19 protein-coding genes are annotated in these 25981 nt (G+C 68.2%); 9 read left to right on the forward strand and 10 right to left on the reverse strand.

What is annotated here, in order from left to right; genetic code table 11:
- Positions 1-47: 47 nt before the first annotated feature.
- On the forward strand, positions 48-698 hold the full coding sequence (locus tag ABE434_RS11180; protein ID WP_346478883.1) for a response regulator transcription factor: 651 nt from the start codon (positions 48-50) through the stop codon (positions 696-698).
- A 10-nt stretch (positions 699-708) separates the two neighbouring features.
- Here the strand turns inward: ABE434_RS11180 and ABE434_RS11185 are convergent, their stop codons facing one another.
- Together ABE434_RS11185 and ABE434_RS11190 are read right to left on the reverse strand one after the other, a co-directional pair.
- Positions 709-3354, reverse strand: a complete 2646-nt coding sequence (locus ABE434_RS11185) for a PAS-domain containing protein (RefSeq protein WP_346478884.1) — start codon at positions 3352-3354, stop codon at positions 709-711.
- 75 nt (positions 3355-3429) lie between these two features.
- Entirely contained in the window at positions 3430-4596 is a 1167-nt protein-coding gene (locus ABE434_RS11190; protein ID WP_176988251.1) for a porin, read from the reverse strand.
- A gap of 263 nt (positions 4597-4859) precedes the next feature.
- Between ABE434_RS11190 and ABE434_RS11195 the strand changes: the two genes are divergently transcribed.
- Together ABE434_RS11195 and ABE434_RS11200 are read left to right on the forward strand one after the other, a co-directional pair.
- Positions 4860-6209, forward strand: a complete 1350-nt coding sequence (locus ABE434_RS11195) for a dicarboxylate/amino acid:cation symporter (protein ID WP_346478885.1) — start codon at positions 4860-4862, stop codon at positions 6207-6209.
- A gap of 199 nt (positions 6210-6408) precedes the next feature.
- Complete coding sequence (locus tag ABE434_RS11200) at positions 6409-8700, forward strand: NADP-dependent malic enzyme (RefSeq protein WP_346478886.1); 2292 nt, start codon at positions 6409-6411, stop codon at positions 8698-8700.
- 514 nt (positions 8701-9214) lie between these two features.
- Here the strand turns inward: ABE434_RS11200 and ABE434_RS11205 are convergent.
- Complete coding sequence (locus ABE434_RS11205; RefSeq protein ID WP_346478887.1) at positions 9215-9913, reverse strand: basic secretory protein-like protein; 699 nt, start codon at positions 9911-9913, stop codon at positions 9215-9217.
- The gene (locus ABE434_RS11210; protein WP_346478888.1) at positions 9910-13260 is read right to left on the reverse strand and encodes a GH92 family glycosyl hydrolase; all 3351 of its coding nucleotides are present in this window, start codon (positions 13258-13260) and stop codon (positions 9910-9912) included. The genes ABE434_RS11205 and ABE434_RS11210 overlap by 4 nt, the downstream gene beginning before the upstream one ends.
- Before the next feature lie 388 nt (positions 13261-13648).
- Between ABE434_RS11210 and ABE434_RS11215 the strand changes: the two genes are divergently transcribed.
- From ABE434_RS11215 to ABE434_RS11230, 4 genes are all read left to right on the forward strand, one after another.
- Positions 13649-13846 carry a zinc-finger domain-containing protein gene (locus ABE434_RS11215; RefSeq protein ID WP_019183790.1) on the forward strand — a complete coding sequence of 66 codons (198 nt, stop codon included), beginning with the start codon at positions 13649-13651 and terminating at the stop codon, positions 13844-13846.
- 15 nt (positions 13847-13861) lie between these two features.
- Positions 13862-14974 carry a glycosyltransferase gene (locus ABE434_RS11220; protein WP_346478889.1) on the forward strand — a complete coding sequence of 371 codons (1113 nt, stop codon included), beginning with the start codon at positions 13862-13864 and terminating at the stop codon, positions 14972-14974.
- The gene (locus ABE434_RS11225) at positions 14955-16277 is read left to right on the forward strand and encodes an O-antigen ligase family protein (protein ID WP_346478939.1); all 1323 of its coding nucleotides are present in this window, start codon (positions 14955-14957) and stop codon (positions 16275-16277) included. The genes ABE434_RS11220 and ABE434_RS11225 overlap by 20 nt, the downstream gene beginning before the upstream one ends.
- A gap of 107 nt (positions 16278-16384) precedes the next feature.
- Positions 16385-16840 carry a transposase gene (locus ABE434_RS11230; RefSeq protein WP_019183793.1) on the forward strand — a complete coding sequence of 152 codons (456 nt, stop codon included), beginning with the start codon at positions 16385-16387 and terminating at the stop codon, positions 16838-16840.
- Positions 16841-16936: 96 nt separating this feature from the next.
- Here ABE434_RS11230 and ABE434_RS11235 read toward each other — a convergent pair whose 3' ends face one another.
- Positions 16937-17857 (reverse strand): LpxL/LpxP family Kdo(2)-lipid IV(A) lauroyl/palmitoleoyl acyltransferase, encoded by a 921-nt coding sequence (locus tag ABE434_RS11235; RefSeq protein WP_346478890.1) that lies wholly within the window; start codon positions 17855-17857, stop codon positions 16937-16939.
- Positions 17858-17952: 95 nt separating this feature from the next.
- Between ABE434_RS11235 and waaA the strand changes: the two genes are divergently transcribed.
- Positions 17953-19251, forward strand: coding sequence for a lipid IV(A) 3-deoxy-D-manno-octulosonic acid transferase (gene waaA, locus ABE434_RS11240; RefSeq protein ID WP_346478891.1), 1299 nt, complete (start codon positions 17953-17955; stop codon positions 19249-19251).
- Between the two features lie 48 nt (positions 19252-19299).
- Here the strand turns inward: waaA and mgtE are convergent, their stop codons facing one another.
- The 5 genes from mgtE to ABE434_RS11265 all read right to left on the reverse strand — a co-directional run bounded on the left by mgtE (position 19300) and on the right by ABE434_RS11265 (position 24720).
- The gene (mgtE, locus tag ABE434_RS11245) at positions 19300-20682 is read right to left on the reverse strand and encodes a magnesium transporter (protein WP_346478892.1); all 1383 of its coding nucleotides are present in this window, start codon (positions 20680-20682) and stop codon (positions 19300-19302) included.
- Positions 20683-20769: 87 nt separating this feature from the next.
- A complete protein-coding gene (locus ABE434_RS11250; protein ID WP_346478893.1) occupies positions 20770-21438 on the reverse strand; it encodes a hypothetical protein in 669 nt (222 codons plus the stop codon).
- Positions 21439-21900: 462 nt separating this feature from the next.
- The gene (locus ABE434_RS11255) at positions 21901-23259 is read right to left on the reverse strand and encodes a TolC family outer membrane protein (protein WP_176988260.1); all 1359 of its coding nucleotides are present in this window, start codon (positions 23257-23259) and stop codon (positions 21901-21903) included.
- Between the two features lie 16 nt (positions 23260-23275).
- Positions 23276-23923, reverse strand: coding sequence for a protein-L-isoaspartate O-methyltransferase (locus tag ABE434_RS11260; protein ID WP_179460114.1), 648 nt, complete (start codon positions 23921-23923; stop codon positions 23276-23278).
- Positions 23924-24054: 131 nt separating this feature from the next.
- Positions 24055-24720, reverse strand: coding sequence for a TetR/AcrR family transcriptional regulator (locus ABE434_RS11265; RefSeq protein ID WP_319208370.1), 666 nt, complete (start codon positions 24718-24720; stop codon positions 24055-24057).
- Positions 24721-24842: 122 nt separating this feature from the next.
- Here ABE434_RS11265 and ABE434_RS11270 point away from each other — a divergent pair, with 122 nt between their 5' ends.
- Positions 24843-25979 (forward strand): efflux RND transporter periplasmic adaptor subunit, encoded by a 1137-nt coding sequence (locus tag ABE434_RS11270; protein ID WP_346478894.1) that lies wholly within the window; start codon positions 24843-24845, stop codon positions 25977-25979.
- The last annotated feature ends 2 nt before the right edge of the window (positions 25980-25981 follow it).

The following is a 25981-nucleotide window of genomic DNA, read 5'->3' on the forward strand; positions in this document are numbered from 1 at the left end:
AGCGGTAGTGACGGCCGCTGGCCGTCAACCTCATTACAATCGACGCCATGAGTGACATCACCGTTCTGGTCGCCGACGACCATCCCCTGCTGCGTGCCGCTGTCGTGCATTCGCTGCGCCAGGCGCTGCCGCAGGTCAATGTGATCGAAGTGGCCAGTGCCGCGACGCTGGAAAGCGCGCTGGGCCAGCACCCGGAGATCGAGCTGGTCCTACTGGACCTGACCATGCCCGGCGCACGCGGGTTCTCCTCGCTGCTGCATGTGCGCGGATCGCACCCGGACATCCCGGTCGTGATCGTCTCGTCCAACGACCACCCGCGTGTGATCCGCCGCGCGCAGCAGTTCGGCGCCGCCGGCTTCATCCCCAAATCGGCGCCCGCCGAGACCATCGGCCAGGCCGTGGCCGCCGTGCTTGACGGCGGCGTGTGGTTCCCGGCCATGGCTGCGGAACGCTCCGAGTCCGATGCACTGCTGGCCGCGCGCCTGGCCCAGCTCACCCCGCAGCAGTTCCGCGTGCTGCTGAGCCTGGCCGACGGCCTGCTCAACAAGCAGATCGCCTACGAGCTGGGCCTGGCCGAGAACACGGTCAAGGTGCACGTCACCGCGATCCTGAAGAAGCTCGAGTGCCACAGCCGCACCCAGGCGGCAGTGCTGGTGAAAGCGCTGGAGCCGGAAGGGGATGCCGGCGGAGGGCTGTAGAGGCGCCCCCTCAGCTGCGATGTCGCACCAGCAGCTGTGTCATCAATGCCCGCAACGCCGGTGGGCGTACCGGCTTGGACAGGAAGCCCCAGCCATTCTCCATCGCCTGCGCCTTGAGCGCATCGTCGCGCTCGGCGGTGACCAGGATCACCGGTGGGCGTGCCTGCCACAGCGTGCACAGCGCTTCGTACAGGTCCGGGCCGTGCCACTGGCCCATGCGCACGTCCAGCAGCAGCAACTGCGGCGTGTTGAAGGCCGAGGCGATCTCCAGCGCCGGCTGCGGGCCATCGGCCAGTTCCACCGCACAGCCCCAGCGTTCCAGCAGCGCACGGGTAGCCGCGCAGACGCGCGGGTCGTCGTCGATGCTCCATACCCGGCAGCCGCGCAGCGGGCTGTCGTCGCCCGGCTCGGCGTTCGGCAACGGGGCGGCGGCGGGCAGGGGGACGTCGCCGGCGGCGCCCAGCGGTACGTCGACCGCGAACACGCTGCCGCTGCCCAGGGTGGAGCGCAGGTGGATGCGGTGCCCCAGCAGGCGGCCGATGCGCTCGACAATCGCCAGGCCCAGCCCGGCGCCGCGCTCCTGGTCCACGCCGTCATCCAGGCGGCGGAACTCTTCGAAGATTTCGCCCTGCAGGCTCTCGGGAATGCCCGGGCCCTGGTCGTGCACTTCGATGCGCAGCTGATCGCCCACGCGCCGGCAGCCAATGAGCACGCGCCCGCGCGGGGTATATCGCAGCGCATTGGACAGGAAGTTCTGCAGGATGCGGCGCAGCAGGGCTTCGTCGCTCACCACCACCGCGCGGGTGTCCACCCAGTCCAGCTTCAGACCACGGCCTTCGGCGGCAATGCCGAATTCGCGCGCCAGCGTTTCCAGCAGTGGCGACAGTGCGAATGCATGCACGTGGGTCTGCAACGTGCCGGACTCCAGCCGCGAGATGTCCAGCAGGCTGTTGAGAATGGAATCCTGCGCGGCCAGCGCGGCGTCGACATGCTCGCTCAGTTCCCGCGCATCGCCGCCCAGCTTGCCGCGTAGCACCGAGACGAACATGCGCGCCGCATTGAGCGGCTGCAGCAGGTCGTGCACCGCCGAGGCCACGAACCGTGATTTGTAGCGGTTGGCGCGCTCGGCCTCGCGCCGTGCTTCGTCCAGATCGCGGGTGCGCTCGGCCACGCGATGCTCCAGGGCATCGGCCAGCGAGCGCAGCTCGCGCGCGGTGTTCTTGTAGCTGGTGATGTCTGCGTAGCTGGTCACGAAGCCGCCGTCGGGCAGGGGATTGCCGCGTATTTCCAGCACGGTGCCGTCGTCCTTCTCGCTCTCGCGCATGTGCGGGCGGCCGCTGCGCAGATGGTTGAGGCGACGCTCGATCGCTTCTTCGATCGGCCCGGGCCCGAGCAGGCCACGGCGCGCGTTGAAGCGGAAAATCTCTTCGATCGGCCGCCCGACCTGGATCAGGCCGGACGGAAACCGGAACAGCTCCAGATAGCGCGCGTTCCACGCCACCAGCTTCTGCTCGTTGTCGATCACCACCACGCCCTGCGGCAGGTGCGCCAGGCTGCGGCTGAGGCCGCTGTCGGCCTGCTGGGCGGCCTGCAGCACGCCGTCCTGCGCGGTACGCAGCTCCTGTGCATGCTGTTTGAGCACGCTTTCCAGCTCGCGCCGGCTGCGCTGGCGATGGGCGGCAAGGCGCCGCCGCTGCTGGATGAACAACACCAGGAAGCCCAGTGCCAGCCACGCCGCACCGCCTCCGATGGCGGCACTGCGCCCGGCACTGGTGGCAGCGCCGGCATCGTGCAGCAGGTGCAGGTTCCACTGCTCCTCGGGCAGCGCCAGGGTCTGCCAGAGCATCTCGCCCGGCAGCACCGGATCGAGCAGGTGGACCATGCGGCCGCCATCGTCGAGCACGCTGCCGGTGCGTACCCGCAGCGGTTGCAGTGAGCGGTCGGCGTACTGGCGGCTGTCGAGCATCTCGCTGCGTTCGGCGGCGCCCAGCGGCCGCAGCAGCCGGTAGCGCCAGGCGTCGCGGTTGGCCAGGAACACCACATCGTGCTCGTCGCTGGCCAGCACCACGTCCGGGCTGGTCAGCCATTCCTGCTCCAGCGCGGCCAGTTCGATCTTGATCACCACCACGCCGATGCGCGCGCCGTCTTCCTCGATCGCCTGCGACAGGTAGTAGCCGGGCACGCCGGTGGTCATGCCGATTCCGTAGAAGCGGCCGTGGCCGGTGGCCAGTGCCTGGCGGTAGTAGGGACGGTAGCTGTAGTCCTCGCCGACGTTGCTGCTGGGCTGGTCCCAGTTGCTGGCGGCCACGGCCACGCCGTCACGCCCGACCAGGGTCAGGGTGGAGGCGCGGGTGACCTGGTTGGCGCGCTGCAGTTTCAGGTTCAGCCGCTGGCGGGCGGCGGCATCGGGGCGCCGCTGCAGCGCCCCACGCAGGTCCGGGTCCAGCGCCAGCACCTGCGGCAGCGTGCCGAAGCGGTCGATGCGCTGCTGCAGGCCCTGGGCGTACAGCTCCAGCTGACGCTGCACCTGGCCGCTCTCGGTGGCCAGCGCGCGGCGCCAGGCGTAGTGGCCGGCCGCGGCCGCGCACAGCACGGTGCCGCCGATCATCACCAGCAGGGTCAACAGCAGGGTGCGGTGGCGGCCGAGCCAGTACATGGGCGGCAGTCTACGATCGCGCGGCGGGCGGGGGGTGCACGCCCGCCGCGCCGGTTACGGTCGGCGGCGCAGGGCTCAGAAGTGCATCTGCGCGCGCAGTTCGAAGATTTCCGGCTGGCTGCGCACGCCACGACGGCTGGCATCGACCTTGACGTAGTTCGCCTGGAACTTGAAGTGCGAGGTCAGGTACCAGTTGGCGCCGAGGGTCCAGTCGTGCTGGCGACCGCCGAACACGTCGGCATCATCCAGATCGATGCGGCTGTAGCGGGTGACCAGCTCGACCGCACCGTAGTCGTGGGCCGGCTTGACGTTGGCCACGGCGCCGGCGTTGTACGGGCGCGATTCCCCGGTCAGGATCCAGCTGGCCATCGCGTACTGGCCGTTGCCGGTGTAGTCCGGCTTGCCGTCCCGGCTGACCGTGGTCTGCAGCGCTTCGCCCTGCAGCGAGAACGGTCCGCGGATCCAGATGCCTTCCAGGCCGGTGCGCACGATCTTGTCGGCGGTGGTCAGTGCGCCGGAGTCGACCAGGCGGATGTCAGTCAGGCCGGCTTCCGGGCGTGCGCGCAGGCGGGCGCTGGCCGGGTGCGAGACATCGCGGCCATCGCGGTACCCGCGCGGATTTTCCTGCGAATAGGCCAGGCCCAGGTGGATCACGTCGCCTGCGGCCTTGACCGGGGTCCACACGGCACGCACGGCCTGGGTGGTGCCGGGGTTGTCGCCCTGCAGGTCCTTGCCGCCATAGGCGCCGGCCTGCAGCAGGTACTGCGGGCGCTCCAGCACCCATTCGGCACCGGTGCGGCGGCCTTCGTAGAACGCCTGCACGGGCAGCGCGGTCTCCAGGAAGCTGCCGGCGCGCGAGGAGGTGCCCGCGTCCAGGCCGACCGGGGTCTTCATGTAGCCGAAGCGGAAGCGGCCGATGTCGCTGCCGAAGAAGGCCTTGCTTTCGAAGCGGACGAACACGTCCAGCCAGGTGTCGGCCTGGAAGTCGTAATAGACCATGGCGTCGTACACGCCCTTCTTCTTCAGGGTGGCGCCGAATTCCTTGCGGCGCACGGCGTCGGCGTCTTCAATGCCGCTGTTGCCGGAGAAGTCGTTGAGGTCGTAGGCGATGTTGGCAGTCGCTGCCAGCTCGGTACCGTCACTGAAGGTGGTCTTGGTCGGCCAGTTGTCCCAGTCGGCCGCGGTGGCGGCGAGCGGGGCGGTGGTCAGGGCCAGGGCGATGAACAGGGGCGTAGGGCGCATGGGCGGTAGCTGCTAGATAAGGGTGGGGCAGAACAACAACGGCCGCGGACGGCAAATCTGAGGGGCTGTCGCCCCCTGATCCGCGGCCGGGCCACCCGCCGCCGTGGGGGCGCGGTGCCGGGGCAGTGTAGGCAGTCCGGCCAGCTGAACCGGGGGGCTAGTACCAATAGGTTATCTGCGTTGGCGAGATGCGGGCGTAAAAAGGCCACGCCAGATGCCGCCCAGCGCGGCCGGCATCCATCGTGACACTGCCGGAGCTTCCCATGCACGTTCCCACCACCGCCCCGCTGGCGGCCAAGCCGCTGCCGTTCTACCGCCAACTGTATTTCCAGGTGGTGGTGGCGATCGTCCTCGGTGCGATCCTCGGCCATTACGAGCCGGCCTTCGCCGAATCGCTCAAGCCGCTCGGCGACGCCTTCATCAAGCTGGTGAAGATGATCATCGCCCCGGTGATCTTCCTGACCATCGTCACCGGCATCGCCGGCATGACCCACCTGCGCACCGTGGGCCGGGTGTTCGCCAAGTCGATGGCGTACTTCCTGTTCTTCTCCACGCTGGCCCTGGTGGTCGGCATGGTGGTGGCGCACGTGGTGCAGCCGGGCGCGGGCATGAACATCAACCCGGCCGACCTGGACCAGACCGCGGTCAACGGCTACGTGCAGAAATCGCATGAGCTGACCCTGGTCGGCTTCGCGATGGACATCATCCCGGCCACCCTGGTCAGTGCCTTCGTCGAGGGCAACATCCTGCAGGTGCTGTTCGTGGCGGTGCTGTTCGGCATCTCGCTGGCCCTGACCGGCGAGAAGGGCCGCCCGGTGCTGACCTTCCTCGAGGCGCTGACCGCGCCGGTGTTCCGCCTGGTCCATCTCCTGATGAAGGCGGCCCCGATCGGTGCGTTCGGCGCGATCGCCTTCACCATCGGCAAGTACGGGGTCGGCTCGCTGGTCAACCTGGCCTGGCTGGTCGGCTCGTTCTACCTGACCGCCTTCCTGTTCGTGGCGGTGATCCTGGGCGTGGTCTGCCGCCTGTGCGGGTTCTCGGTGTTCAAGCTGGCCCGCTACCTCAAGGCCGAGCTGCTGCTGGTGCTGGGCACCTCGTCCTCCGAATCGGCGCTGCCCTCGCTGATGGAGAAGATGGAAAAGGCCGGCTGCAGCAAGTCCGTAGTGGGCCTGGTGGTCCCGACCGGCTACTCGTTCAACCTGGACGGCACCAACATCTACATGACCCTGGCGGCGCTGTTCATCGCCCAGGCGACCAATACCGAGCTGACCCTGGGCCACCAGATCGCCCTGCTGCTGGTGGCGATGCTCAGCTCCAAGGGCGCGGCCGGCGTCACCGGGGCCGGCTTCATCACCCTGGCCGCCACCCTGGCCGTGGTGCCGGAAGTGCCGGTGGCCGGCATGGCACTGATCCTGGGCGTGGACCGTTTCATGAGCGAATGCCGCTCGCTGACCAACTTCATCGGCAATGCCGTGGCCACCGTGGTGGTCTCGCGCTGGGAAAACGCGCTGGATCGCGACCGCCTGGCGATGGTGCTCGACGGCCGCGAAGCCGAGCTGCCGCCGCTGGTCGTCGACGACCTGCCGTCGAGCCTGCCGGCCCCGGCGCACTGAGCCCGATGGCCTGATTGTGTGGTGCATGGTCGTGCCGTTCCTGCCGGGGCGGGACGGCCATGTTTTGTTTTGAAGGCCCGGTACGCGGTGCTGGATTATGTGCGGTTGCAGCATGACCGCGACAGCGTAGCGACAGGTCCGTCCACGCCAACGGGGGTATGATCCCCTGTTCCTCTCGCCCATTCATCTGCAGAAAGCGATGTCCAACGAAGATTTCAAACAGGCAGCCCTCGACTATCACCGGCTCTCGCCGCCCGGCAAGATCAAGGTCACCGCGACCAAGCCGATGTTGACCCAGCGCGATCTGTCGTTGGCGTACTCCCCGGGCGTGGCACACGCCTGCGAGGCGATCATGGCCGACCCGCAGCAGGCCAGTGAACTGACCGCCCGCGGCAACCTGGTCGCCGTGATCTCCAACGGCACCGCCGTGCTGGGCCTGGGCAACATCGGCCCGCTGGCCGGCAAGCCGGTGATGGAAGGCAAGGGCGTGCTGTTCCAGAAGTTCGCCGGCATCGATGTGTTCGACATCGAGATCGATGAGAACGACCCGGACAAGCTGGTCGACATCATCGCCTCGCTGGAACCGACGTTCGGTGGCATCAACCTGGAAGACATCAAGGCACCGGAGTGCTTCATCGTGGAGCGCAAGCTGCGCGAGCGGATGAACATCCCGGTGTTCCATGACGACCAGCACGGCACCGCGATCATCGTCGGCGCGGCCGTGCTCAACGCCATGCTGGTCACCGGCAAGAAGATCGAAGACGTGAAGCTGGCCACCACCGGCATGGGCGCCGCGGGTATTTCCTGCGTCAACATGCTGGTCTCGCTGGGCCTGAAGAAAGAGAACATCCTCGCCTTCGACCGCGATGGTGTGATCCACACCGGCCGCACGGACCTGGACCCGGAGAAGGCGCGTTACGCGCGTGATACCGACAAGCGCACGCTGGCCGAGATCGTCGACGGCGCGGACATCTTCCTGGGCCTCTCGGCACCGGGCATCCTGACCGCGGACATGGTCAAGACCATGGCCAAGGATCCGGTGATCTTCGCGCTGGCCAACCCGACCCCAGAAATCATGCCGGAAGTGGCCCGTTCGGTCCGCCCGGATGCGCTGATCGGTACCGGTCGTTCGGACTACCCGAACCAGATCAACAACGTGCTGTGCTTCCCGTACCTGTTCCGTGGTGCGCTGGACGTCGGTGCGACCGCGATCAACGAAGAAATGAAGATCGCCTGCGTGCACGCGATCGCCGCGATGGCGCGCCGCGAAGCCAGCGACCTGGGCTCGGCCTATGGCGATGAGACGCCGAGCTTCGGCCGCGACTACCTGATTCCGCGTCCGTTCGACCGCCGCCTGCTGGTGGAGCTGTCGGCCGCCGTGGCGCAGGCCGCGATGGATTCCGGCGTGGCCACCCGTCCGGTCGCCGACATGGGCGCGTACCGCGAGAAGCTGGCCCAGTTCGTCTACCGCACCAGCCTGATGATGAAGCCGGTCTACGACCGTGCGCGTTCGGACAAGCAGCGCGTGGTGTACGCCGAAGGCGAGGAAGAAGTGGTGCTGCGCGCGGTGCAGAACGTGGTCGACGAGGGCCTGGCGCAGCCGATCCTGATCGGCCGCCCGGACGTGATCGAATCGCGTATCGAGCGCCTGGGCCTGCGCATGAAGGCCGGTGTCGACTTCGACATCACCAACATCAACGACGACCCGCGCTTCAACGAGTACTGGCAGTACTACCACAACCTCACCGGCCGTCGCGGCGTGACCGTGGCCGCCGCCAAGAACCTGATGCGCTCGCGCCCGACGCTGATCGCGGCGGTGATGGTGGCGCGCGGCGAAGCCGACGCCATGCTGACCGGCGTGGTCGGCCGCTTCCACAAGAAGCTCGGCTACGTGCGCAGCGTGCTGCCGCTGGAAGCGAAGGTGACCTCCACCTCGGCGATGACCGGCGTGATCAACCAGCAGGGCGTGTTCTTCTTCGTGGATACCCACGTGCAGGAAGATCCGACCGCCGAGCAGATCACCGAAGCCACGCTGCAGGCGGCGTACCGCATGAAGCTGTTCGGCATCGAGCCGAAGGTGGCCCTGCTGTCGCACTCCAACTTCGGCAGCCACGACTCCAGGGACGCGCTGAAGATGCGTGCGGTCCGCGAGATGCTGCTCAAGCGCAACCCGCGCTTGAACGTGGATGGCGAGATGCAGGGTGATACCGCATGGGATGAAGCCCTGCGCCAGAAGCTGCTGCCCAACAGCACGCTGAAGGGCCGCGCCAACCTGTTCGTGCTGCCCAACCTGGAAGCGGCCAACATCGCCTACAACCTGGTGCGCGTGTTCACCGACGGCGTGGCGATCGGTCCGATCCTGATGGGCGTGGCCAAGCCGGTGCACATCCTGACCACCAGCGCGACCTCGCGCCGCGTGCTCAACATGACCGCCATCGCGGCCGTGGATGCGCAGATCCGCAAGCAACTGGAGGCGGAAAAGAACGCGTAAGGCGTTCTTTCCCCCTCTCAGTTGCCAGAACGCGCCCTTCGGGGCGCGTTCTCGTTTCGCGCAGCGAAACGGGTAGCTGCCGACCGTTGGTCGGCAGGCATCAGTGAAAGGGACCGGCGCGACGCGACGGTCCCTTTTTGCCTTTGGCCTGCGGCCGTTGTTGCACCTGCATCTGCCACACGCGCGCCGCGCAGCCGTCACCACCCTGCAACCTCCCAAGCGCCCAATACCCCCACGCGGCCCGGCCGTGGCGACGCTCCGGTGGGGACGTCGCCACCCTGGGCCCGACCATATCCTCCACGGTCAGCCACGGGAACGGTGTCATGCGCGATCCACGCACGAAGCGGTACTTCCAGCAGTTGTTCGCGTTGTACGCCGGCTTGGTCGGCGCGCGCTGACCCACGAAAGCGTACCGACCCACGATCGGTACCTGCCATCGCCCCGTGGGCACCGATGGCACCGGTAGTGCCGGCCGCTGGCCGGCTCCTCCCGGATGCCGGACCACCACTTGCAATCAGCGTGCCCGCACGTACTGTTCCCACAACGCCGGCAACGCCACGCCGCTGAGTGTTTCCCACAGCGCCGGCGTATAGCGCCCCTCGCGCAGCGCGCCATCAAGCGCCTTCACCAGCCCGGGATGCTGCGCCTCGCTCCAGGCCAGGAACGCACCGGTCACCCGATAGCCGGTATCGAAGTTCTGGTCCGGCTTGACCTGCGTCGGCAGCGCCCAGCCCGCCCCGGCGTTGTCCTTGCCGTAGCGGTCGCGGGCGTAATCGGCGATGCCTTCGACCAGCCAACCCGGCACGCGCGCGTTGGCGTATTCCGGGTAGCCCTGCACGATGTGCATCGCCTCGTGGGTGACCAGATCGATGTCGCCCGGGTGCGTGTGCAACCAGGCCGGGTTGATCGTGATCGTCGCCGCCTGCGCCTTCTCACCGACAAAAGCGATGCCGTCGTACGCCGGATCGATGACGATGCCGACCTGCGTCGGCGCGGCCGGATGGAAGTCGGCACGTTCGCGCAGATACGCGCCGAAGAAGGTCTCGATGATTCGCTCCCGCACCGGCGCAGCCAGCGCATCGCTGGCGTCGCGGTAGTGCAGGGTCACGCCGTCGCGGGTCTGCGTGGTCTCGAATGCCTGCGCATCGGCGACCCCGGCGGTGACGAGCAGGGCGGCCAGCAGGCCACGGGTGATCGGCAGGGCGGTCCTCATCGTGCCGTCGCCGGCGCGAGCAGCTCGACTTCCGCCAGTTGCAGGCGCCCCGGTGCACCGATGCGCAGCCGGTACTCGGCGTAGCGTCCCGGCTGGGCGATGCGGAACGGGCGGGTCTGCATCGCCCACGCGAATGCCTCGCCGCGGCGCTGGTCGACCTGCACCCAGCGGCCACCGGCGGTGCGCGCCTCCAGGGTCCATTCACCGCCACGGATGGGGCCATTGCCGCTGGTCAGCGTGTACATCGACGGCGTGCCGGCGGCGACGTTGCTGAAGGTGATCGTGCTCGAGCCGCCCAACGGCAGTGCCGTGGCCGCATCGTCATCGATCAGTGCCTCCGCCGCGCGACCATCGCCGAGCTGGGCGGTGGCCCCGCTGCCCAGCAGATCATGCAGCAGGGCCGGCTGCTGGCCGCGCGCGGTGAGCGAGCGCGGCGCATCGTCGGGACCGGTGCCCCAACGCGAGGGTTCCGGGCCCATGACGAAGTCCAGCGTGGCGCCCTTGGCGAGCAGGTCGTGCGGCAGCCATGTCCTGGTCCACGGTTTACCGTTGACCTTCAGCGACTGCACGTAGATGTTGCGGTCCGAGTTCTCCGGTGCGTTCACGGTCAACACCGCGCCGCCCTGCAGCTCGACGCGGGCGTGGCGGAACAGCGGCGAACCGATCACGTACTCCGGCGCGCCCATGCGCAGCGGGTAGATACCCAGCGAGGCGAACAGATACCACGCCGAAGTCTCGCCGTTGTCCTCATCGCCCGGGTAGCCCTGGCCGATCTCGCTGCCCAGGTACAGGCGCGACAGGATCTCGCGCACATGCTGCTGGGTCTTCCACGGCTGCCCGGCATACAGGTACATCCACGGGATGTGGTGCGCCGGCTGGTTGCTGTGTGCGTACATGCCCATGCGCACATCGCGCGCTTCGGTCATTTCATGGATGGTGCCGCCGTAGGAGCCGGAGAACGCAGCGTCTGCGGTTTCCGGCGTGGCGAAGAACGTGTCCAGCTTGGCCGCCAGCTGATCGCGGCCGCCGTACAGCGCCGCCAGGCCTTCGCCGTCGTGCGCGGCGGTGAAGGCAAACGTCCAGCCGTTGGATTCGGTGTAGTCATGGCCCCACACGCGCGGGTCGTAGTCCTTGGCCGCCAGCCGCCAGCTGCCATCCGGCTTGCGGCCCTGGAAGAACCCGGCGGCGGGGTCGAACAGCGTGGCGTAGGTGCCGGCGCGGTGACGGAAATAATCCGCCTCGGTCGCATAGCGCTCGCGCGCGGCCGGCGTATCGGCCTGTTTGGCCAGCGCCTCGGCCATGTTGGCCACGCCGAAATCGTTAAGCGCACCTTCCATTGTCCACGACATGCCTTCATGCACATCGGCGGTGGCGTAGCCGCGGAACGTGGAGCGGTCCATGCCCTTGCGCCCGACATGGCGATCGGGCGGGACCACGGTCGCGTTCTTCAGTGCGGCCGCATAGGCCTCCTGCGCGTCGAAGCCGCCGATGCCTTTCAACCACGCATCGGCGAAGGCCACGTCCGAACTGGTGCCCACCATCAGGTCGGCATAGCCGGGCGAGGACCAGCGGGCAACCCAGCCGCCGGCGCGGTACTGCTCCAGGAAGCCCTGCACCAGTGCGCCGGCATCGTCCTTGGTGAACAGTGCGTAGGCCGGCCAGGTGGTGCGGAAGGTATCCCAGAAGCCGTTGTTGACGTAGACCTTGCCATCGCGCACCGGCGCGAAGCTGCGCGTGGCGCTGCCGTCGGTGTTTTCATCCGAGGCACTGGCCTGGCTGGCGTACCGCCAGTCCGGCGCCGCCGCGGTGCCGGCGTTCTCGTGCCCGGAGTTCGGGTAGAGGTAGAGGCGGTACAGGTTGGAGTACAGGGTGGTTTTCTGGTCGTCGGTGGCATCGCCCACGTCGAAGCGGGCCAGGCGCTGGTCCCAGGCATCCTGCGCGCGCGCCGCCACGCGATCCACATCGTCGGTGGCGGCCAGTTCCAGCGCGAGGTTGTGGCGGGCCTGCTCGACCGAGATCAGCGAGGTGGCGATGCGCATCGCGACGCGGCGGTCGGTGCCGGCGTCGAACTTGATGTAGCCGGTCGGGCGGCCGGTCTTCACCGTCCCGCTGCTGCGCCACGGGCGGTCGAAGCTGGCCACCACGTACATGCGGGTGGCGCCGGTGGACAGGCCGCTGCGCGTGTCGGTGTAGCCGGAGAGCGTCTGCGTCGCCGCATCGAGGGTCAGCCCGCCGCGCGCGTCGACGTTGTCGAACAGCAGGTTGGCATCACCGCCTTCGGGGAACGCGAAGCGGAAGATCGCGGCGTGGTCGGTCGGTGCGATCGCGGCGGCGATGCCGTTGTCGAAGCGCACGTCATAGCGGTACGGGCGGGCCTGCTCGTTGTCGCGGGAAAACGTGAGGGCGCGTTTGCTGCGGTCGGCCTCGGGCACGCCCCGGCTCGCCGACGGCATCACCTGGAAGGTCTGGCGGTCGCCCATCCACGGGCTGGGCTGGTGGCTGAGCGCCAGCGCCTGCAGGCGGGGGCGGTTGGCGGCATCGTTCTGTTCGTTCCAGCGGTACAGCCAGGTCAGCGAGCCGGCATCGGTCACCGGCGTCCAGAAATTGAAGCCGTGCGGCACGGCCGTGGCCGGGAAATTGTTGCCGCGCGAAAAGGTACCGTTGGCCTGCGTGCCGCGGGTGGTCAGCACCCAGTCCGAGGGCCGCTGTGGCGTGCTGCGCGGCTGCGCTTCCAGGCGGACATCGTCGATCCAGCCGGCCACCGGTGCGCCGTCGGCGCTGGCGACCTCCAGCTCCAGCGCGACCACGCGGCGACCGCGCAGGGCCGGGACATCGCCCAGACGGACGGCTTTGCGTGCCCATTGCTGCGGGTACAGCGTCTTCGAGTCGCCCTGTGCCCGCGCACCCAGCGCAACGCCGTGGTGATCGCGCGCGGCACTGGCCGAGACGCGGGTGCCGTCATCGAGCACCAGGTCGAGCGAGACGTAGGTGGAGGCCACGGTGTCCTTGCCGACGATCTCGGGCAGCACCAGCCAGGAGAGGGTGGTATCGGCATCGATGGTCAGGTCGGTCTGGAACAGTGCGCGCCGCGCCGCGCCCCCGGCACTGGCGTAGTGCAGCGCGTGCAGCCCGCTGTAGCCGACGCCGGGCTTGGCGGCGTAGGGGGAGGTGGGGCCATTGCCGATCCGCACCTGCAGCGCGCCGTCGCTGGCGGCCGGCGCCGGTTGGCCCGGCTCGAAGGAGGTCTGCAGGCCCTGCGCGGCGGCCGGCAGGGCGATCGATGCGCAGGCCAGCGCCAGGGCGAGGGGAAGGGCGCGGCGGGCGGGGCGCAGGTCGGACAGGGTCATGCAAGGGTCTCCCGGGAAGGGCAGGCGGCAGGCAGGACCCGCATCGATGGCCACGGCGGACGGCGTCGCCCCAGCCATCGGCAGACGGCAGGAAAGAGGCGATGCATGTCCGGTGGGGGTCGGGCAGGCGATCGGGTCGATGATCGGTACCCGACTGATCCTGCATCACGACAACTGGCCCTGACAAGTGCAATTAGTTCGATCTAAATTCGGCAAATTCGTTTCATATCGAATTGTTGACAACGGATTTGGATCGATTTAAAAACAGCAGTGGTCCGTGTTGGCACTGCGTCCGGTCCCGCACCGGGGCATGCCGGGCACTGCGGCCCTCCCCGGCCGCCAGATGCTAGAATCGGCGGTCTCGCAACCCCCTTTGTGTGTCCACGCCATGAGCCATACCGCCACCGCGCCCGCCAATGCCGAGAAGCGTTACACCGTGCACCGCAGCGACCTGCCGCTGAGCTGCCCGACGCCGGAAATGGCGCTGTGGAACTCGCACCCGCGCGTGTACCTGCCGATCGAAGACGAGCCCAACTGCGAGGCCGCGTGCCCGTACTGCGGCGCCGTGTTCGTGCTCGCCGACTGATCTGCGGACCACACTGTGCGCCGACTGACCGTGGTGCAGCTGCTGCCGGCGCTGCACTCCGGCGGGGTCGAACGCTCCACCCTTGAGATCGCCTCCGCCCTGGTTGCCGCCGGCCACCGGGCCATTGTCGTGTCCGCCGGTGGGCGCCTGGTCGAGCCCCTGCTCGCCAGTGGCGCCGAACACCTGACCCTGGACATCGGCCGCAAATCGCCGCTGACGCTGCGTCACGTGCTGACCCTGCGCAACCTGTTCAACGAGGTGGGCGCGGACATCGTGCATGCGCGCTCGCGGCTGCCGGCCTGGCTGGGGCTGTATGCCGTGCGCAACCTGCCGGCCGCCACCCGCCCGCACTGGGTCACCACCGTGCACGGGCTCAACTCGCCCGGCCGCTACAGCGCGGTGATGACCAGCGGCGAGCGTGTCATCTGCGTGTCCAACAGCGTGCGTGAGTTCGTGCAGACGCATTACCCCGGCGTTCCGGCCGAGCGCCTGCAGGTGATACCGCGCGGTGTCGATGTCGCGCAGTTCCCGCGCGTGGGCCGCCAGGATCGGCGTGCGCGGCTGGCCGTGGCCGAGCAGCACCCCGCACTGGCCGGCGACGCGCCGTTGCTGTTGTTGCCTGGCCGTGGCACCCGCCTGAAAGGGCATCGCCACGCGCTGACGCTGCTCGCCGGGCTGCACGCTGCCGGTGTGCCGGCCAGGCTGTGGATGCCGGGCACGCGTGAGCCGGGCCGCGAATCCTATGTGGCCGAGCTGGAAGCGCAGGCGCGCAGCCTCGGCGTGTTCGATGCGGTGCTGATGACCGCGCCGACCTCGCGCATCGCGCAGGCCTATGCGGCCAGCGATCTGGTGCTGCAGCTCTCGGACAAGGCCGAAGCCTTTGGCCGCACCGTGGTCGAAGCACTGTCGGTGGGCCGCCCCGTGCTGGGCTGGAACCATGGCGGCGTCGGCGAGTTGTTGACTCAGCTGCAACCCTCCGGCGCGGTACCCTTGGGCGACGCCGATGCACTGCTGGTGCGCGCGCAGCAGTTGCTGCTGCAGCCGCCCTCACTGCCGACGCGGATCCCGTTTACCTTGCAGGCAATGCAGCGTGACACGCTCCAGCTCTATACCTCCCTCATCGGCTGAGCCCACCCTCGCACCGGGTTCGCCGGGCTCCCGCGCAGGCCGGTGGGCCCCGTGGTGGGTGATTGCGTTTGTCGCGTTGTGGCCGCTGCCCGGCATCGCCGAGGGCGTCCTCGTGCTTGGCGCGCTGTACGCGGCGGTACGCATGGTGCAGCTGCGCCTGCAGGGTAAACAGCGTCTGCTCAGCAGCCCCGCGTGGGCCCTGACCAGCATCCTGTTCCTGGGCTACTGGCTGCCGCAGGCATTTTCCACCTTCGATGCGATCGATCCCGGCACCGCATGGCGCAAAGCCGCCGCCGGCCTGCGCTATCTGCCCTTCATGTGGCTGGTCGCGATTGCCGTGGCGACGCCACAGCGACGTGCGCTGACCCTCGGTGGCCTGGCGCTGATCACCGGGCTGTGGACAGTGGATGCACTGGCCCAGGCAATCGTCGGCACCAGCCCCTTGTTCTGGTCGATGGACCAGCTCAAGTGGGCGTTCAGCGGGCACGGCCTGTGCGCGCCCGAAGAGATGGCCTTGGTCGATCGCCTCAGCGGCGTCCTCGGCCCGTGCAATCTCAAGTTCGGCCAGGTTCTGGCCAGTCTGTCGCCGTTCCTGCTGTTCGCCGCCTCACGTCGTGCCGGCATCCTCGGCTGGTCGCTGGTGGCGGCCGCGGTCGGTGTGGTGCTGGTATTGGCCGGCTCACGCGCGGCGTGGCTGACCTATGCGCTGGTGCTGGTGTTCTCCGGTTGGCGCCTGATCGGCGTGCGCGGGCTGTTGGCCTGCATCGCCGTCGGTGCGGTGGCGGCGGTCGTGCTGACCGTGAGCGTGCCGCAGGTCGGGGACCGCGTGGCGCGTACTGCCATGGCCTGGGAAGGCGAGAGTGATGGCGTCAACCAGGCGCTGTCCGGGCGCGCGCAGATCTGGTCGGCGGCCACCTGCATGATCGAAGCGCACCCGATCAACGGTGTCGGCGCGCGTGGGTTCCGCGATGCCTACCCGGGCTGCAACCCGGACCCGGCCGCGCAGGAAGTCTGGGGCGCGGGGCCGGCATTGCATGCGCACCAGATCCTGCTCGAGATCCTCTCCGAAACCGGGATCCTCGGCCTGTTGCTGTGGTTGGCGGCCGTGGCCCAGGCCTGGCGTGCGTGGCGCTTCGCACCGCCCGAGGCCCGCGAACGTGCGCGCCCGGCGATGCTGGCGCTGGCGGTGACGGTATTCCCGCTCAACACCCATCTGGCGTTCTACTCCACCTTCTGGGGCGGCCTCACGCTGCTGCTGGCCGCGCTGTATGCGGGCAGTCTGTTGGCACGCGACGACGGGTAGAGCCACGCCATGCGTGGCTGCTTGTGGCCCGGGTATGGGGACATACCGACGCACATGCGCGCCATCCACCGATGGGCTCCGCGCCCCGGTCAACGCACTCTCGTGCGATGGCCAGCCAACGCCTCCAACGCGGCCGATACTCGCATCCAGGGTATTGCTACGCGCTCACCACCACCACGCACGACAGGCGCAAGTGGTTCGAGGATCCCCTCAATGCAGAGGTAATCATCGACACGCTGCGCTACATGGATCGTTGCGGGGTCAGTTGCACGTTGGCTTGGGTGGTAATGCCGGACCACGTGCATTGGTTGATCCAACTGCGGCAAGACACCTTGGCTCGTTGCATGCTGCTGTTCAAATCACGCAGCAGCCGATTGTTGAATGAGCGTCTGCAGCGAAAGGGGAAGCTCTGGCAGCACGGGTACTTCGACCACGCCGTGAGAAATGAGGCATCCTTGCGCCGGCAGGCGCTGTACATCCTCGCCAACCCGATACGTGCGGGATTGGCCAGTGCGTTGGGGGAGTACCCGCACGCCTGGTCACGGTGGCCCATGGAAGCGTAGAGCCACCCCATGGGGGGCTGTTCGCGGTCTGGCACCCTGCAGCCACCCATGGGGTGGCTCTACCGAGGGGGGCGTGCAGCCACCCATGGAGTAGCTTTACCGGTAGTAATCGCTCCGCCCACCGGGCTGGCGCTTGAACCGTCGGTGGATCCACAGGTACTGGTCCGGCGCCTCGCGCACCATCGCTTCGATGGCCTGGTTGACGCGCGCGGTATCGGCCTCGACATCCTCGCTGGGGAAATTCTCCAGCGGTGCGCCGATCTTCAGGAAATACTTCCCGCCCTCGCGACGGTGGAAATACGGGATCACCGCACAGCCGGTCATCCGGGCCAGCTGGTGCGTGGCCGTGATGGTCGAAGCGGTGTGGCCGAAGAACGGCACGAACACGGTGTCCTTGCCGCGCATGTCCTGGTCCGGCGCATACCAGAGGAAGCCGCCCTTCTTGAGGTGCCGCACCGTCGCGCGGATGTCCTCGTTGGCGTACATCGCCTTGGCGTAGCGCAGGCGGCCGAACTTCACCGCCCACTCGTACACCGGGTTGCGGTGCTTGCGGTACATGCCGGACAGCTCGACGTGGTCGCACAGCAGGCGGCCACACATCTCCAGCGTCATGAAGTGGCCGGACACCAGCAGGACGCCGCGGCCCTCGGCCTGCATGCGGTGCAGGTGCTCCAGCCCTTCGATCTGCACCTGCGGGCGGATGCTGTCGATGCTGCCCCACCAGGCCCGCGCGAACTCGAAGATGCCCACGCCCAGGGCGTCGAAGGAGTCCCGCAGCAGGCGCTGGCGCCAGGCGTCGTCCTTCTCCGGGAAGCACAGCTTCAGGTTGACCTCGGCGGCGCGCCGGCGGCTGCTGGCCAGCCGGTAGGCGACCGTGCCGACACCCCGGCCGAGCGCGCGCTGCAGCATCCACGGCAGGCGGGCGATCGCGAAGGCGAACAGCATGAAGGCGAAGGTCGGCCAGTGGCGCGGGTTGCGCAGGGACGGCCGGGTGGCGGTGGAAGCATTATCGGACATGCCTCGATTCTAATGGATGCGCCCGGATGCGTCCCGGCGGGGCCCTCACGGCGGCGCGGCGTGTCTTCCCCGCGCCGCTCCCGTATCCTTTGCGCATGCGTAAAAGCCCTGTCGAATGGATCCTGCGCGGCCTGTACTCGGCCGTGCTGTACCTGCTGTTGCCGATCACCGTGTACCACCTGGTCTGGCGGGGCTTCCGGGTGCGCGAGTACTTCCAGCGCTGGGATGAGCGCTATGCCTCCTATCCGCACTCCAGCGGCCAGCCGCGGGTATGGCTGCACGCGGTCTCGGTGGGCGAGGTGAACGCCGCCGCGCCGCTGGTGAACGCCCTGCGCACGCTGCGTCCGGACATCCGCTGGGTGATCACCACCATCACCCCGACCGGCTCCGAGCGCGTCCGCGCGCTGTGGGGCGATGCGGTCGACCACGTGTATCTGCCTTACGACGTGCCGGGCAGCGTCGGTCGTTTCCTGGGCCACTTCAAGCCCAGCCTGGCCCTGATCCTGGAAACCGAACTGTGGCCGAACCTGCTGTTCGGCTGCCGCGACCGCCGGATTCCGGTCTACATCCTCAACGCCCGGCTGTCGGCGCGTTCGCTGCGCGGCTATCGCCTGCTGCGGCCGTTGATCGGTCGCGCGCTGCGCACCGTGACCTGCGTGGCCGCGCAGTCGGCCGACGATGCCGATCGCTTCATCCAGCTCGGCGCCCGTCCGGATCAGGTGCAGCCGCTGGGCAATCTGAAATTCGATATCGCCACGCCGAACGTGCAGGAGTTCATCGCGCGCTTCCACGACCTGGTCCCCGCCGAGCGCCCGGTCTGGATTGCCGCCAGCACGCACGAGGGCGAGGAGCAGGCCACCATCGATCTGCATCGCCGCCTGCGCGAAACGGTGCCGGGGCTGCTGCTGTTGTGGGCGCCACGGCATCCCGAGCGCTTCCCGCGGGTGGAAGCGCTGGCCCGCGAGCAGGGCTGGAAGGTCGCCACACGCCGCCAGCAGCAGTGGCCGCAGGCCGATACCGATGTATTCGTGATCGATACGCTCGGTGAGCTGATGTCGTTCTATGGCTGCGCACAGGTGGCCTTCGTCGGTGGCAGCCTGCAGGCCATCGGCGGGCACAACCTGCTGGAACCGGCGGCGATGGGCACCGCTGCGGTCACCGGGCCGCACCTGCACAACTTCGCCGAGATTTCCCGGCGCATGCGCGAAGCAGGGGCCGTGGTGATCGCGGAGGATGCCAACGGTGTCGGCGACGCGTTGCTGACCCTGCTGCGCGATCCCCAGGCGCGCGAAGACATGGCCCGCGCCGGCTGTGCCCTGGTAAGCAACGGCCGCGGCGCGTTGAAGCGCACCGTGGCCCTGATCGCGCCGCAGCTGCCGCCGCCGGTGGCCTGACCGGCGCAGGCCTGATCGCCCTGCCGGGCGACCCCACCTGACCACGCCTCAGCCCGCCGCGACCAGCAGGTCGCCCAGGAAGGCGTACGCAAAGCCGAAGTAGATGAACACCCCGATCAGATCCATGACCGAGGTGATCATCGGTGCCGACAGCGTGGCCGGGTCCGCGCCGATGCGGCGTGCGGCGAACGGCAGCAGCGCGCCGATGAGGCCGCCCAGCGCGGTGCACACCAGCATGCTCGAGCCCACCACCAGCAGAACGTCCATGCCCACGCCTTTGCTGAAGTACGCCAGGATCGCTTCGAGCAGGGCGATGGTGATGCCCAGCGTCGCGGCCACCGGCAGTTCGCGCTTGATGACGAAGCCCACGTCGCGCCAGCGCAGTTTCAGCTCGCCCAGCGCCATGCTGCGAATCACCAGCGTCGCCGACTGGCTGCCGGTGTTGCCGCCCATGTCCACGATCGGGGCGATGAAGGCGGCGAGCACGATCACCTGCGACAGCAGTTCCTCCTGCGCGGCGACAAAGGTGCTGGTGACGATGCCGAAGCAGGTCAGGATCGCCAGCCAGAACACACGCACGCGGAACATCTGCTTCAGCGGCGTACTGCGCACATCCAGATCATTGCCATGCGCACTCACCGTGCCGCCGAAGCGGGCCAGCTGCGAAGCATCCTGTTCCTTCTCGATGTCCATCGCATCGTCGACGGTGACGATGCCGATCATGCGATCGCCGCCGTTGGTCACCGGCAGGGCCAACAGATCGTAGCGGCGGATCAGCTCGGCGGCCTGCAGCCGTGGCCAGTGCGCCTGCGCGGACACCGGCTGCTTCTGCATGATCGAGGCGACCGTACTGTTCTCGTTGGCCAGTACCAGGTCGCGCAGCGCCACGGTACCACGCAGGCGCAGCGTGCGGTCGAGCACGAACAGGGTGTTCACCGTTTCGCTGTGCAGCGCGGTGGCGCGGATATGCGTGAGAGCCTGCGCCACGGTCATTTCCGGAGATACCCAGACATAGTCGGAGGTGGTCGCCGAGCCGACCGTGCCTTCGGGATAGGACGCCATCTTGAGGATGTCATCGCGTTCCGCCTTGGTCAGCGCGGGCAGCAGTTTCTGCTTGGCGTCATCCCCCAGCCGGTTGAACAGATCGGCGCGATCATCCGATGGCATGTGCTCGAACAACTGCACCACCGCCTCGCGCGTCATCGCGGCCAGCAGCTGATCCTGGCGGATCTCGGCGAAGTGCGCGAACAGCTCGGCGCGCGGCTGCGGGTCGAGCAGCATCAGCAATGGCAGTGTCTTCTCCACGCTCAGTGCATCGAATGCATCGACCAGATCGGAGGGGTGCGTGGTCGCGGCGATGCTGACGAAGCCAGCCGCGTCGAGGGAGAGCGAGAGGGTGCGGATCGAGAACAGGAGGTCTTCGCGGTTCATGGTGATGCTCCAACAGGCGGCGCAGTGCCGTAGCGATGCGCGGTAAACACGGATGCGGTTGTGTCAGTCGATGAGCTCAGCCGGCAGTCACGGCGCAGCGGCGAGAGTGATGCCGAGCGTGATCCAGTGGCCGTCGCGCTGGTGATGGACGCGTCCAGCGAGCAGGTCCACGCTGGCACCCCGCCAGAGCGCGTGGCGCACGCCGAACTGACTGCTGCGCTGGCGCGTGGCATCGCGCGCGGTTTCAGCCAGCAGCGACCACTGCGGGGCGGTGTTGATTTCCACGCCGATGCCCTCGGTGCGACCGCGTGCCGCGGCCATGCGCGCCCAGCCCAGGTTGACGTGCAGCAGGGTGCGGTCGTTGGCCCCGAGTGCGATGGTCAGCGGCGCATTGATGCCCCAGTCGTCGCCACGCAGGCGGTGCCAGTCGCTGCCGACACCGGCACTGAGCGCCATGCCCCAGCGGCGCTGGTCGATGTCGCGCAGGACGCGCTTGGCACCCAGCGCCCATTGCGTGTCGGAAGCAGCGCGTTGATGGCTGACACCGAGCGACCACTCGGTATCGCCGACGGTGCAGGCCGGTACGGCGGTCCACTCGGCCCCGGCATGGGTATGACGGCCCCAGCTTTCCAGCTGGCAGCGACCGGCATCGGTGATGGAGGCGTCGTCCACCATCAGGCTGGCGGCGGCGCGGGTGTCGAACGGAAGCATCGCCACGGCCACGAGCGGCAGGGCGAACAGACGGGAAGCGTGCATGGGCAATCTCCAGGCAATCGGAAACGCCAGCGGCACCCCTCTCTTGGGGTCGGATGGAACTGCGGTGCGGATGATGCGAGGCGGGCGAGCGTGTCAGCTGCGCCGGAAGGCCCCGTCCTGTGCGGACGGAACCGACCTTGGGGTCAGTGGGTCCGTCGGCTCAGGAGCAGCAACGAGATCGACTATGACTGTCCAAGGAGGGCGCCTCTGGAGGGAAAGGGAAGGTGGTGCGGGGCGGACCATAGTCGTCCCCCGCCAAAGGGTCAAGCCATTTTCCACGACAGGTGCCGGATGGTGGACCGGTTCACCGTGGAGAGTGTGCACGGGCAGGCATTGCACGCGGCATCCTGCGTGGCGTTGACCGCGTGTGCGCCGCGTGCAGTGTGTCGCGATCGGCATATTGCACGCAAAAAAAAACCACCCGCAAGCGGGTGGTTTTTCTGTCTCGCCGTGCGCCGTCGATCAGTTGACGGTGGTGCTCGGCGTGGCCGCCTTCTGCGTCAGCAGGCGGTTGATGTCCTGCAGTTCGGCGATGTCCAGCGTGCCGACGGCCTGGCCCAGCTGCAGGCGGTTCTGCAGGAAGGTGTAGCGGGCGTTGGCGTAGTCCAGCTGCGCGGAGAACAGGATGCGCTGGTTCTGGATCACGTCGAGCACGGTACGCGTACCGACTTCCAGGCCGACCTGCGAAGCGTCATAGGCGCTCTGCGCCGAGACCACCGCCAGGCGACGCGCTTCCACTTCGCTGATGCCCGCGACCAGGGTCTGGTAGGCATTGCGGGTGTTGCGGTCCAGGGCACGCTTCTGCTGCTCGTAACCGTCCTGGGCGATGTCGCGCTGGGCCAGGGCCTGGCGCACGCCGGACTGGGTGGCGCCACCGGAGAAGATCGGCACGTTCAAGGTCAGGCCGACGCTGTTGGTGCGACGGTCCGGGCTGAAGCTGTCAGCGCCGACCACATCACCCCAGCTGGCCGACTTGCCGGCGGTGGCACCGAGCGACAGGGTCGGGTAGTGCGCGCCGCGGGCGGCCGAGACGCCGGATTCGGCGGCGTTGACCTTCAGTTCCTGCGCCTTCAGCGCCGGGTTCTGCGCGACGGCTTCGGACACCAGCGTATCGATGGTGGCGTACTTGGCCGGCAGCTCCGGACGGAAATCGGCGGGCAGGGCGCGCAGGTCGGTGACCGGCTGGCCGGTCAGTTCGGTCAGCGCCTGATAGGCGTCGGCCAGCGTGTTCTGCGCGATGATCGTGTTGGCGCGTGCCTGGTCGTACTGGGCGCGGGCTTCGTGCACGTCGGTGATCGGGGCCAGGCCTACTTCCAGGCGCTTGTCGGCGAAGTCGAACTGCTTCTTCGCCGCCGCTTCGTTGGTCTGGGCGGCCGACAGCGATTCGATGCCCACCAGCACGTTGAAGTACGCCGCCGAGGTGCGCACGATCAGGTCGTCGTTGGCCGAATCCAGGGTGAAGTCGGCCGCCTGGCTCAGCTCGCGCTGCGAACGCAGGTTGGCGAACTGGGTGAAGTTGAAGACCGTCTGGCTGCCGTTGATCGTGTAGTTCCGGCTCTTGGTGGTGAACGAGCTGGAGGTCAGATCATGGTTCGGGTTGGTGCGGGTGCGGTTGAGCGAGGCCTCGCCGTTGAGCTGCGGCAGCAGGGCGGCACGCGCCTGCACGGCGCCTTCCTTGTCGTACAGGCGGGTCGACTCGGCAGCCGAGAGCTGCGGATCGCCATTGCGCGCCATTTCGTAGACCTGCAGCAGGTCGGCGGCAGAGGCGGTCATCGGCAGCAGGGCGGCGGCCAGCGCAAGGGCGAGGGATCGGCGGATCATTGCGGCTTCCTTGGACTCAGAGTTGGAACTGGGGTGCCGGGGCGGCACCGCGCAGGTAATCGATATCGGTTTCGAACAGCGATTCAGTGGTGCCGTCCGCCTTGACCAGCACCGCTTCCATGACCGGCGACAGGCCACGGATCACGAACAGTCGACCGCCGGGACGCAGCCACTGGGTGAAACGTGACGGGATGACATCCACCGCGCCGGTGACGCAGATCGCATCGAAGCGTCGCTCGGTGTCCCAGGTCAGGGCGTCGGCGGTTTCGATGCGGACGTTGTTGCCCAGGCCGGCCGCGTCCAGGCGCGCGCGCGCGGTCGTGGCCAGGTCGGCATCGATTTCCAGGCTCAGCACTTCGCGGGCCAGCTCGCCCATGCAGGCGCTCAGGTAGCCGCTGCCGGTGCCGATTTCCAGCACTTCATCACCCGGCTGCAGATCCAGCGCCTGCAGGGTGCGGCCTTCGATGACCGGCTTCATCATCTTCTGGCCGTTGCCCAGCGGCAGCTCGATATCGGCGTAGGCCAGGGCCCGGTGCGATTCAGCGACGAACGCCTCCCGCGGCAAGCGTGCCAGTACATCGAGCACGCGGATTTCCAGCACATCCCAGGGGCGGATCTGCTGTTCGACCATCAGTTCGCGGGCGTGGGAGTAATCGATCGTCATGAGGTTCTATATCCAGCGCAGTGGGCCGGCCATTTTACCGGTGCCGGGAGCCGGCGGCGCGCTGAGAGCATCGCTGCCGTCGCGCCGGGGTCGCAGTGCCGGAAGTCACCGCGACCTCCGGTCCATTCAGTTTAGTGCCGCCGGGCATACGCCCGCAGGAAAAAGTCGACGCTGGCGCTCACGTGGGCGTCGGCGTCGCACTCGGCCGGGGCCGGCCGCAACCCGCACATCATATGCGTATGCAGCTCGCCCTTGATCAAGGTCAGGAACTGGATCGCGGCGGTCGGGAAGTCGGTGATCTCCAGCTCGCCGCGGGCGGTACGGGCACGCAGGAAATCGGCCAGCGCATCGGTGGTCCGCTGCGGGCCGGCCAGCCAGAACATCTCGCGGATCCGGTCGTCGGTATCGGGCGACATCATCACCCGCTGCACGGCCACCGCCGCATCGGAGGTGATCAGGCCGAAAAAGGCGTGGCCGATGCCCATCAGCTGGTCGCGCAGCGGGCCTTCGATGTCGGTGACGAACAGCTCGTCAGGCAGCATCTCGGCGCACTTGGACTGCACAGCTTCGGTGAACAAGGTCTCTTTGTCGCCGAAATGGCTGTAAACGGTCAGTTTGGAGACGCCAGCCTGGGCCGCGATGCTGTCCATGCTCACGCCGTTGTAGCCTTGGTCGACGAACAGGGATTTCGCCGCCTCGAGGATGGCCGCACGCTTGCCCAGATCCTTCGGGCGCCCCGGTCCAGCGGCCTTGGCGGCCGGCTTGGAGGGCGATGTGGAGGAGGTCGGATCAGTCATCCAATCAATACTAGACCAATCGGTTCGATATTTATACTATACCGGCTGGTTCAATATTGAAGCGTTTGGAACAGAGCGTTTCCAGCCGCTTTTCCCGGGTTACTTTTCAGGTCCAGGACCTCATGAACAACATGCGATGGATGGGTGGTGGGTTGCTGGCGATCGCGCTGGCAGCATGTGGCAAGCAGGACGCCGAGCCGGTGGCGCCGATCCCGGTGCTGGTGGTCCACCCCGGGACCGTGGCCGGGCAGGAACTGGCCGCGTATCCCGGTGAGATCCGGGCCCGCCAGGAGAGCCCGCTGTCGTTCCGGGTCGGGGGCAACCTGATCAAGCGCCATGTCGATGCCGGCCAGCGCGTGCGCAAGGGGCAGCTGCTGGCCGAGCTGGATGCCGCCGACTACGCCTCCCAGGCCAGTGCCTCGCAGGCCCAGCTCGCTGCCGCCGAAGCCGATCTGATCCGCGCCCGCGATGATCAGAAGCGTTACGCGACACTTGCCGAGCAGCAGCTGGTCAGCCAGTCCGCGCTGGACAGCCAGACCGCCGCGTTCAAGGCCGCGCAGGGCCAGGCCAATGCCGCCCGCGCGAATCTGGCCGTGGCCCGCAACCAGGCCGAGTACGCGCAGCTGCGTGCGCCGGCCGACGGCGTGATCGCCAGCCGCCAGGCCGAAGCCGGGCAGGTGGTCAGCGCCGGGCAGACCGTGTTCACCCTGGCCGCTGATGGCGGCCGTGAAGTCGTGATCGCGCTGCCGGAAAGCACCATCCGCGATTACCAGGTCGGCCAGCCGGTGCAGGTGGAACTGTGGAACCGCCCGGGCCAGCTGCTGGCCGGCACGATCCGTGAGATCGCCCCGGCCGCCGATGCGCAGGCGCGGACCTACGCCACCCGCGTCAGCCTGGCGCCGGAAGCCTTGACCGAAGTAGAGCTGGGCCAGAGCGCACGCGTGTTCGCCGCGGCCGGCCGCCAGGGCACGCTGCAGCTGCCGCTGGCGGCGGTGCAGCGCGGCGCCGATGGACGCAGCAGCGTGTGGGTGGTCGATCCGGCCAAGCGCACCTTGAAAGCCACGCTGGTGACGGTCGGTGCGTACGCCGTGGAATCCGTTCCGGTGCTGAGCGGGGTGAACGCGAACGACTGGGTGGTGGCGGCCGGCGGCCATCTGCTGCGCGAGGGCCAGCCGGTGACGGCGGTGGACCGCCAGAACCGCCCGGTGCTGGCACCGGCGGCCAAGCCTGCCGCGCCTGCCACCGGCAAGGGGAACTGATC

Origin of the sequence: Stenotrophomonas sp. TWI1183, assembly GCF_039673115.1 — a bacterium.
In the GTDB taxonomy this organism is placed as follows: domain Bacteria; phylum Pseudomonadota; class Gammaproteobacteria; order Xanthomonadales; family Xanthomonadaceae; genus Stenotrophomonas; species Stenotrophomonas maltophilia_AA.

What these genes read in the sequence shown, in the direction of transcription:
- ABE434_RS11180 (WP_346478883.1), top strand. Translation starts at nt 48, where the DNA reads ATGAGTGACATCACCGTTCTGGTCGCCGACGACCATCCCCTGCTGCGT.
- ABE434_RS11185 (WP_346478884.1), bottom strand. Translation starts at nt 3,354, where the DNA reads ATGTACTGGCTCGGCCGCCACCGCACCCTGCTGTTGACCCTGCTGGTG.
- ABE434_RS11190 (WP_176988251.1), bottom strand. Translation starts at nt 4,596, where the DNA reads ATGCGCCCTACGCCCCTGTTCATCGCCCTGGCCCTGACCACCGCCCCG.
- ABE434_RS11195 (WP_346478885.1), top strand. Translation starts at nt 4,860, where the DNA reads ATGCACGTTCCCACCACCGCCCCGCTGGCGGCCAAGCCGCTGCCGTTC.
- ABE434_RS11200 (WP_346478886.1), top strand. Translation starts at nt 6,409, where the DNA reads ATGTCCAACGAAGATTTCAAACAGGCAGCCCTCGACTATCACCGGCTC.
- ABE434_RS11205 (WP_346478887.1), bottom strand. Translation starts at nt 9,913, where the DNA reads ATGAGGACCGCCCTGCCGATCACCCGTGGCCTGCTGGCCGCCCTGCTC.
- ABE434_RS11210 (WP_346478888.1), bottom strand. Translation starts at nt 13,260, where the DNA reads ATGACCCTGTCCGACCTGCGCCCCGCCCGCCGCGCCCTTCCCCTCGCC.
- ABE434_RS11215 (WP_019183790.1), top strand. Translation starts at nt 13,649, where the DNA reads ATGAGCCATACCGCCACCGCGCCCGCCAATGCCGAGAAGCGTTACACC.
- ABE434_RS11230 (WP_019183793.1), top strand. Translation starts at nt 16,385, where the DNA reads ATGGCCAGCCAACGCCTCCAACGCGGCCGATACTCGCATCCAGGGTAT.
- ABE434_RS11235 (WP_346478890.1), bottom strand. Translation starts at nt 17,857, where the DNA reads ATGTCCGATAATGCTTCCACCGCCACCCGGCCGTCCCTGCGCAACCCG.
- waaA (WP_346478891.1), top strand. Translation starts at nt 17,953, where the DNA reads ATGCGTAAAAGCCCTGTCGAATGGATCCTGCGCGGCCTGTACTCGGCC.
- mgtE (WP_346478892.1), bottom strand. Translation starts at nt 20,682, where the DNA reads ATGAACCGCGAAGACCTCCTGTTCTCGATCCGCACCCTCTCGCTCTCC.
- ABE434_RS11250 (WP_346478893.1), bottom strand. Translation starts at nt 21,438, where the DNA reads ATGCACGCTTCCCGTCTGTTCGCCCTGCCGCTCGTGGCCGTGGCGATG.
- ABE434_RS11255 (WP_176988260.1), bottom strand. Translation starts at nt 23,259, where the DNA reads ATGATCCGCCGATCCCTCGCCCTTGCGCTGGCCGCCGCCCTGCTGCCG.
- ABE434_RS11260 (WP_179460114.1), bottom strand. Translation starts at nt 23,923, where the DNA reads ATGACGATCGATTACTCCCACGCCCGCGAACTGATGGTCGAACAGCAG.
- ABE434_RS11265 (WP_319208370.1), bottom strand. Translation starts at nt 24,720, where the DNA reads ATGACTGATCCGACCTCCTCCACATCGCCCTCCAAGCCGGCCGCCAAG.
- ABE434_RS11270 (WP_346478894.1), top strand. Translation starts at nt 24,843, where the DNA reads ATGAACAACATGCGATGGATGGGTGGTGGGTTGCTGGCGATCGCGCTG.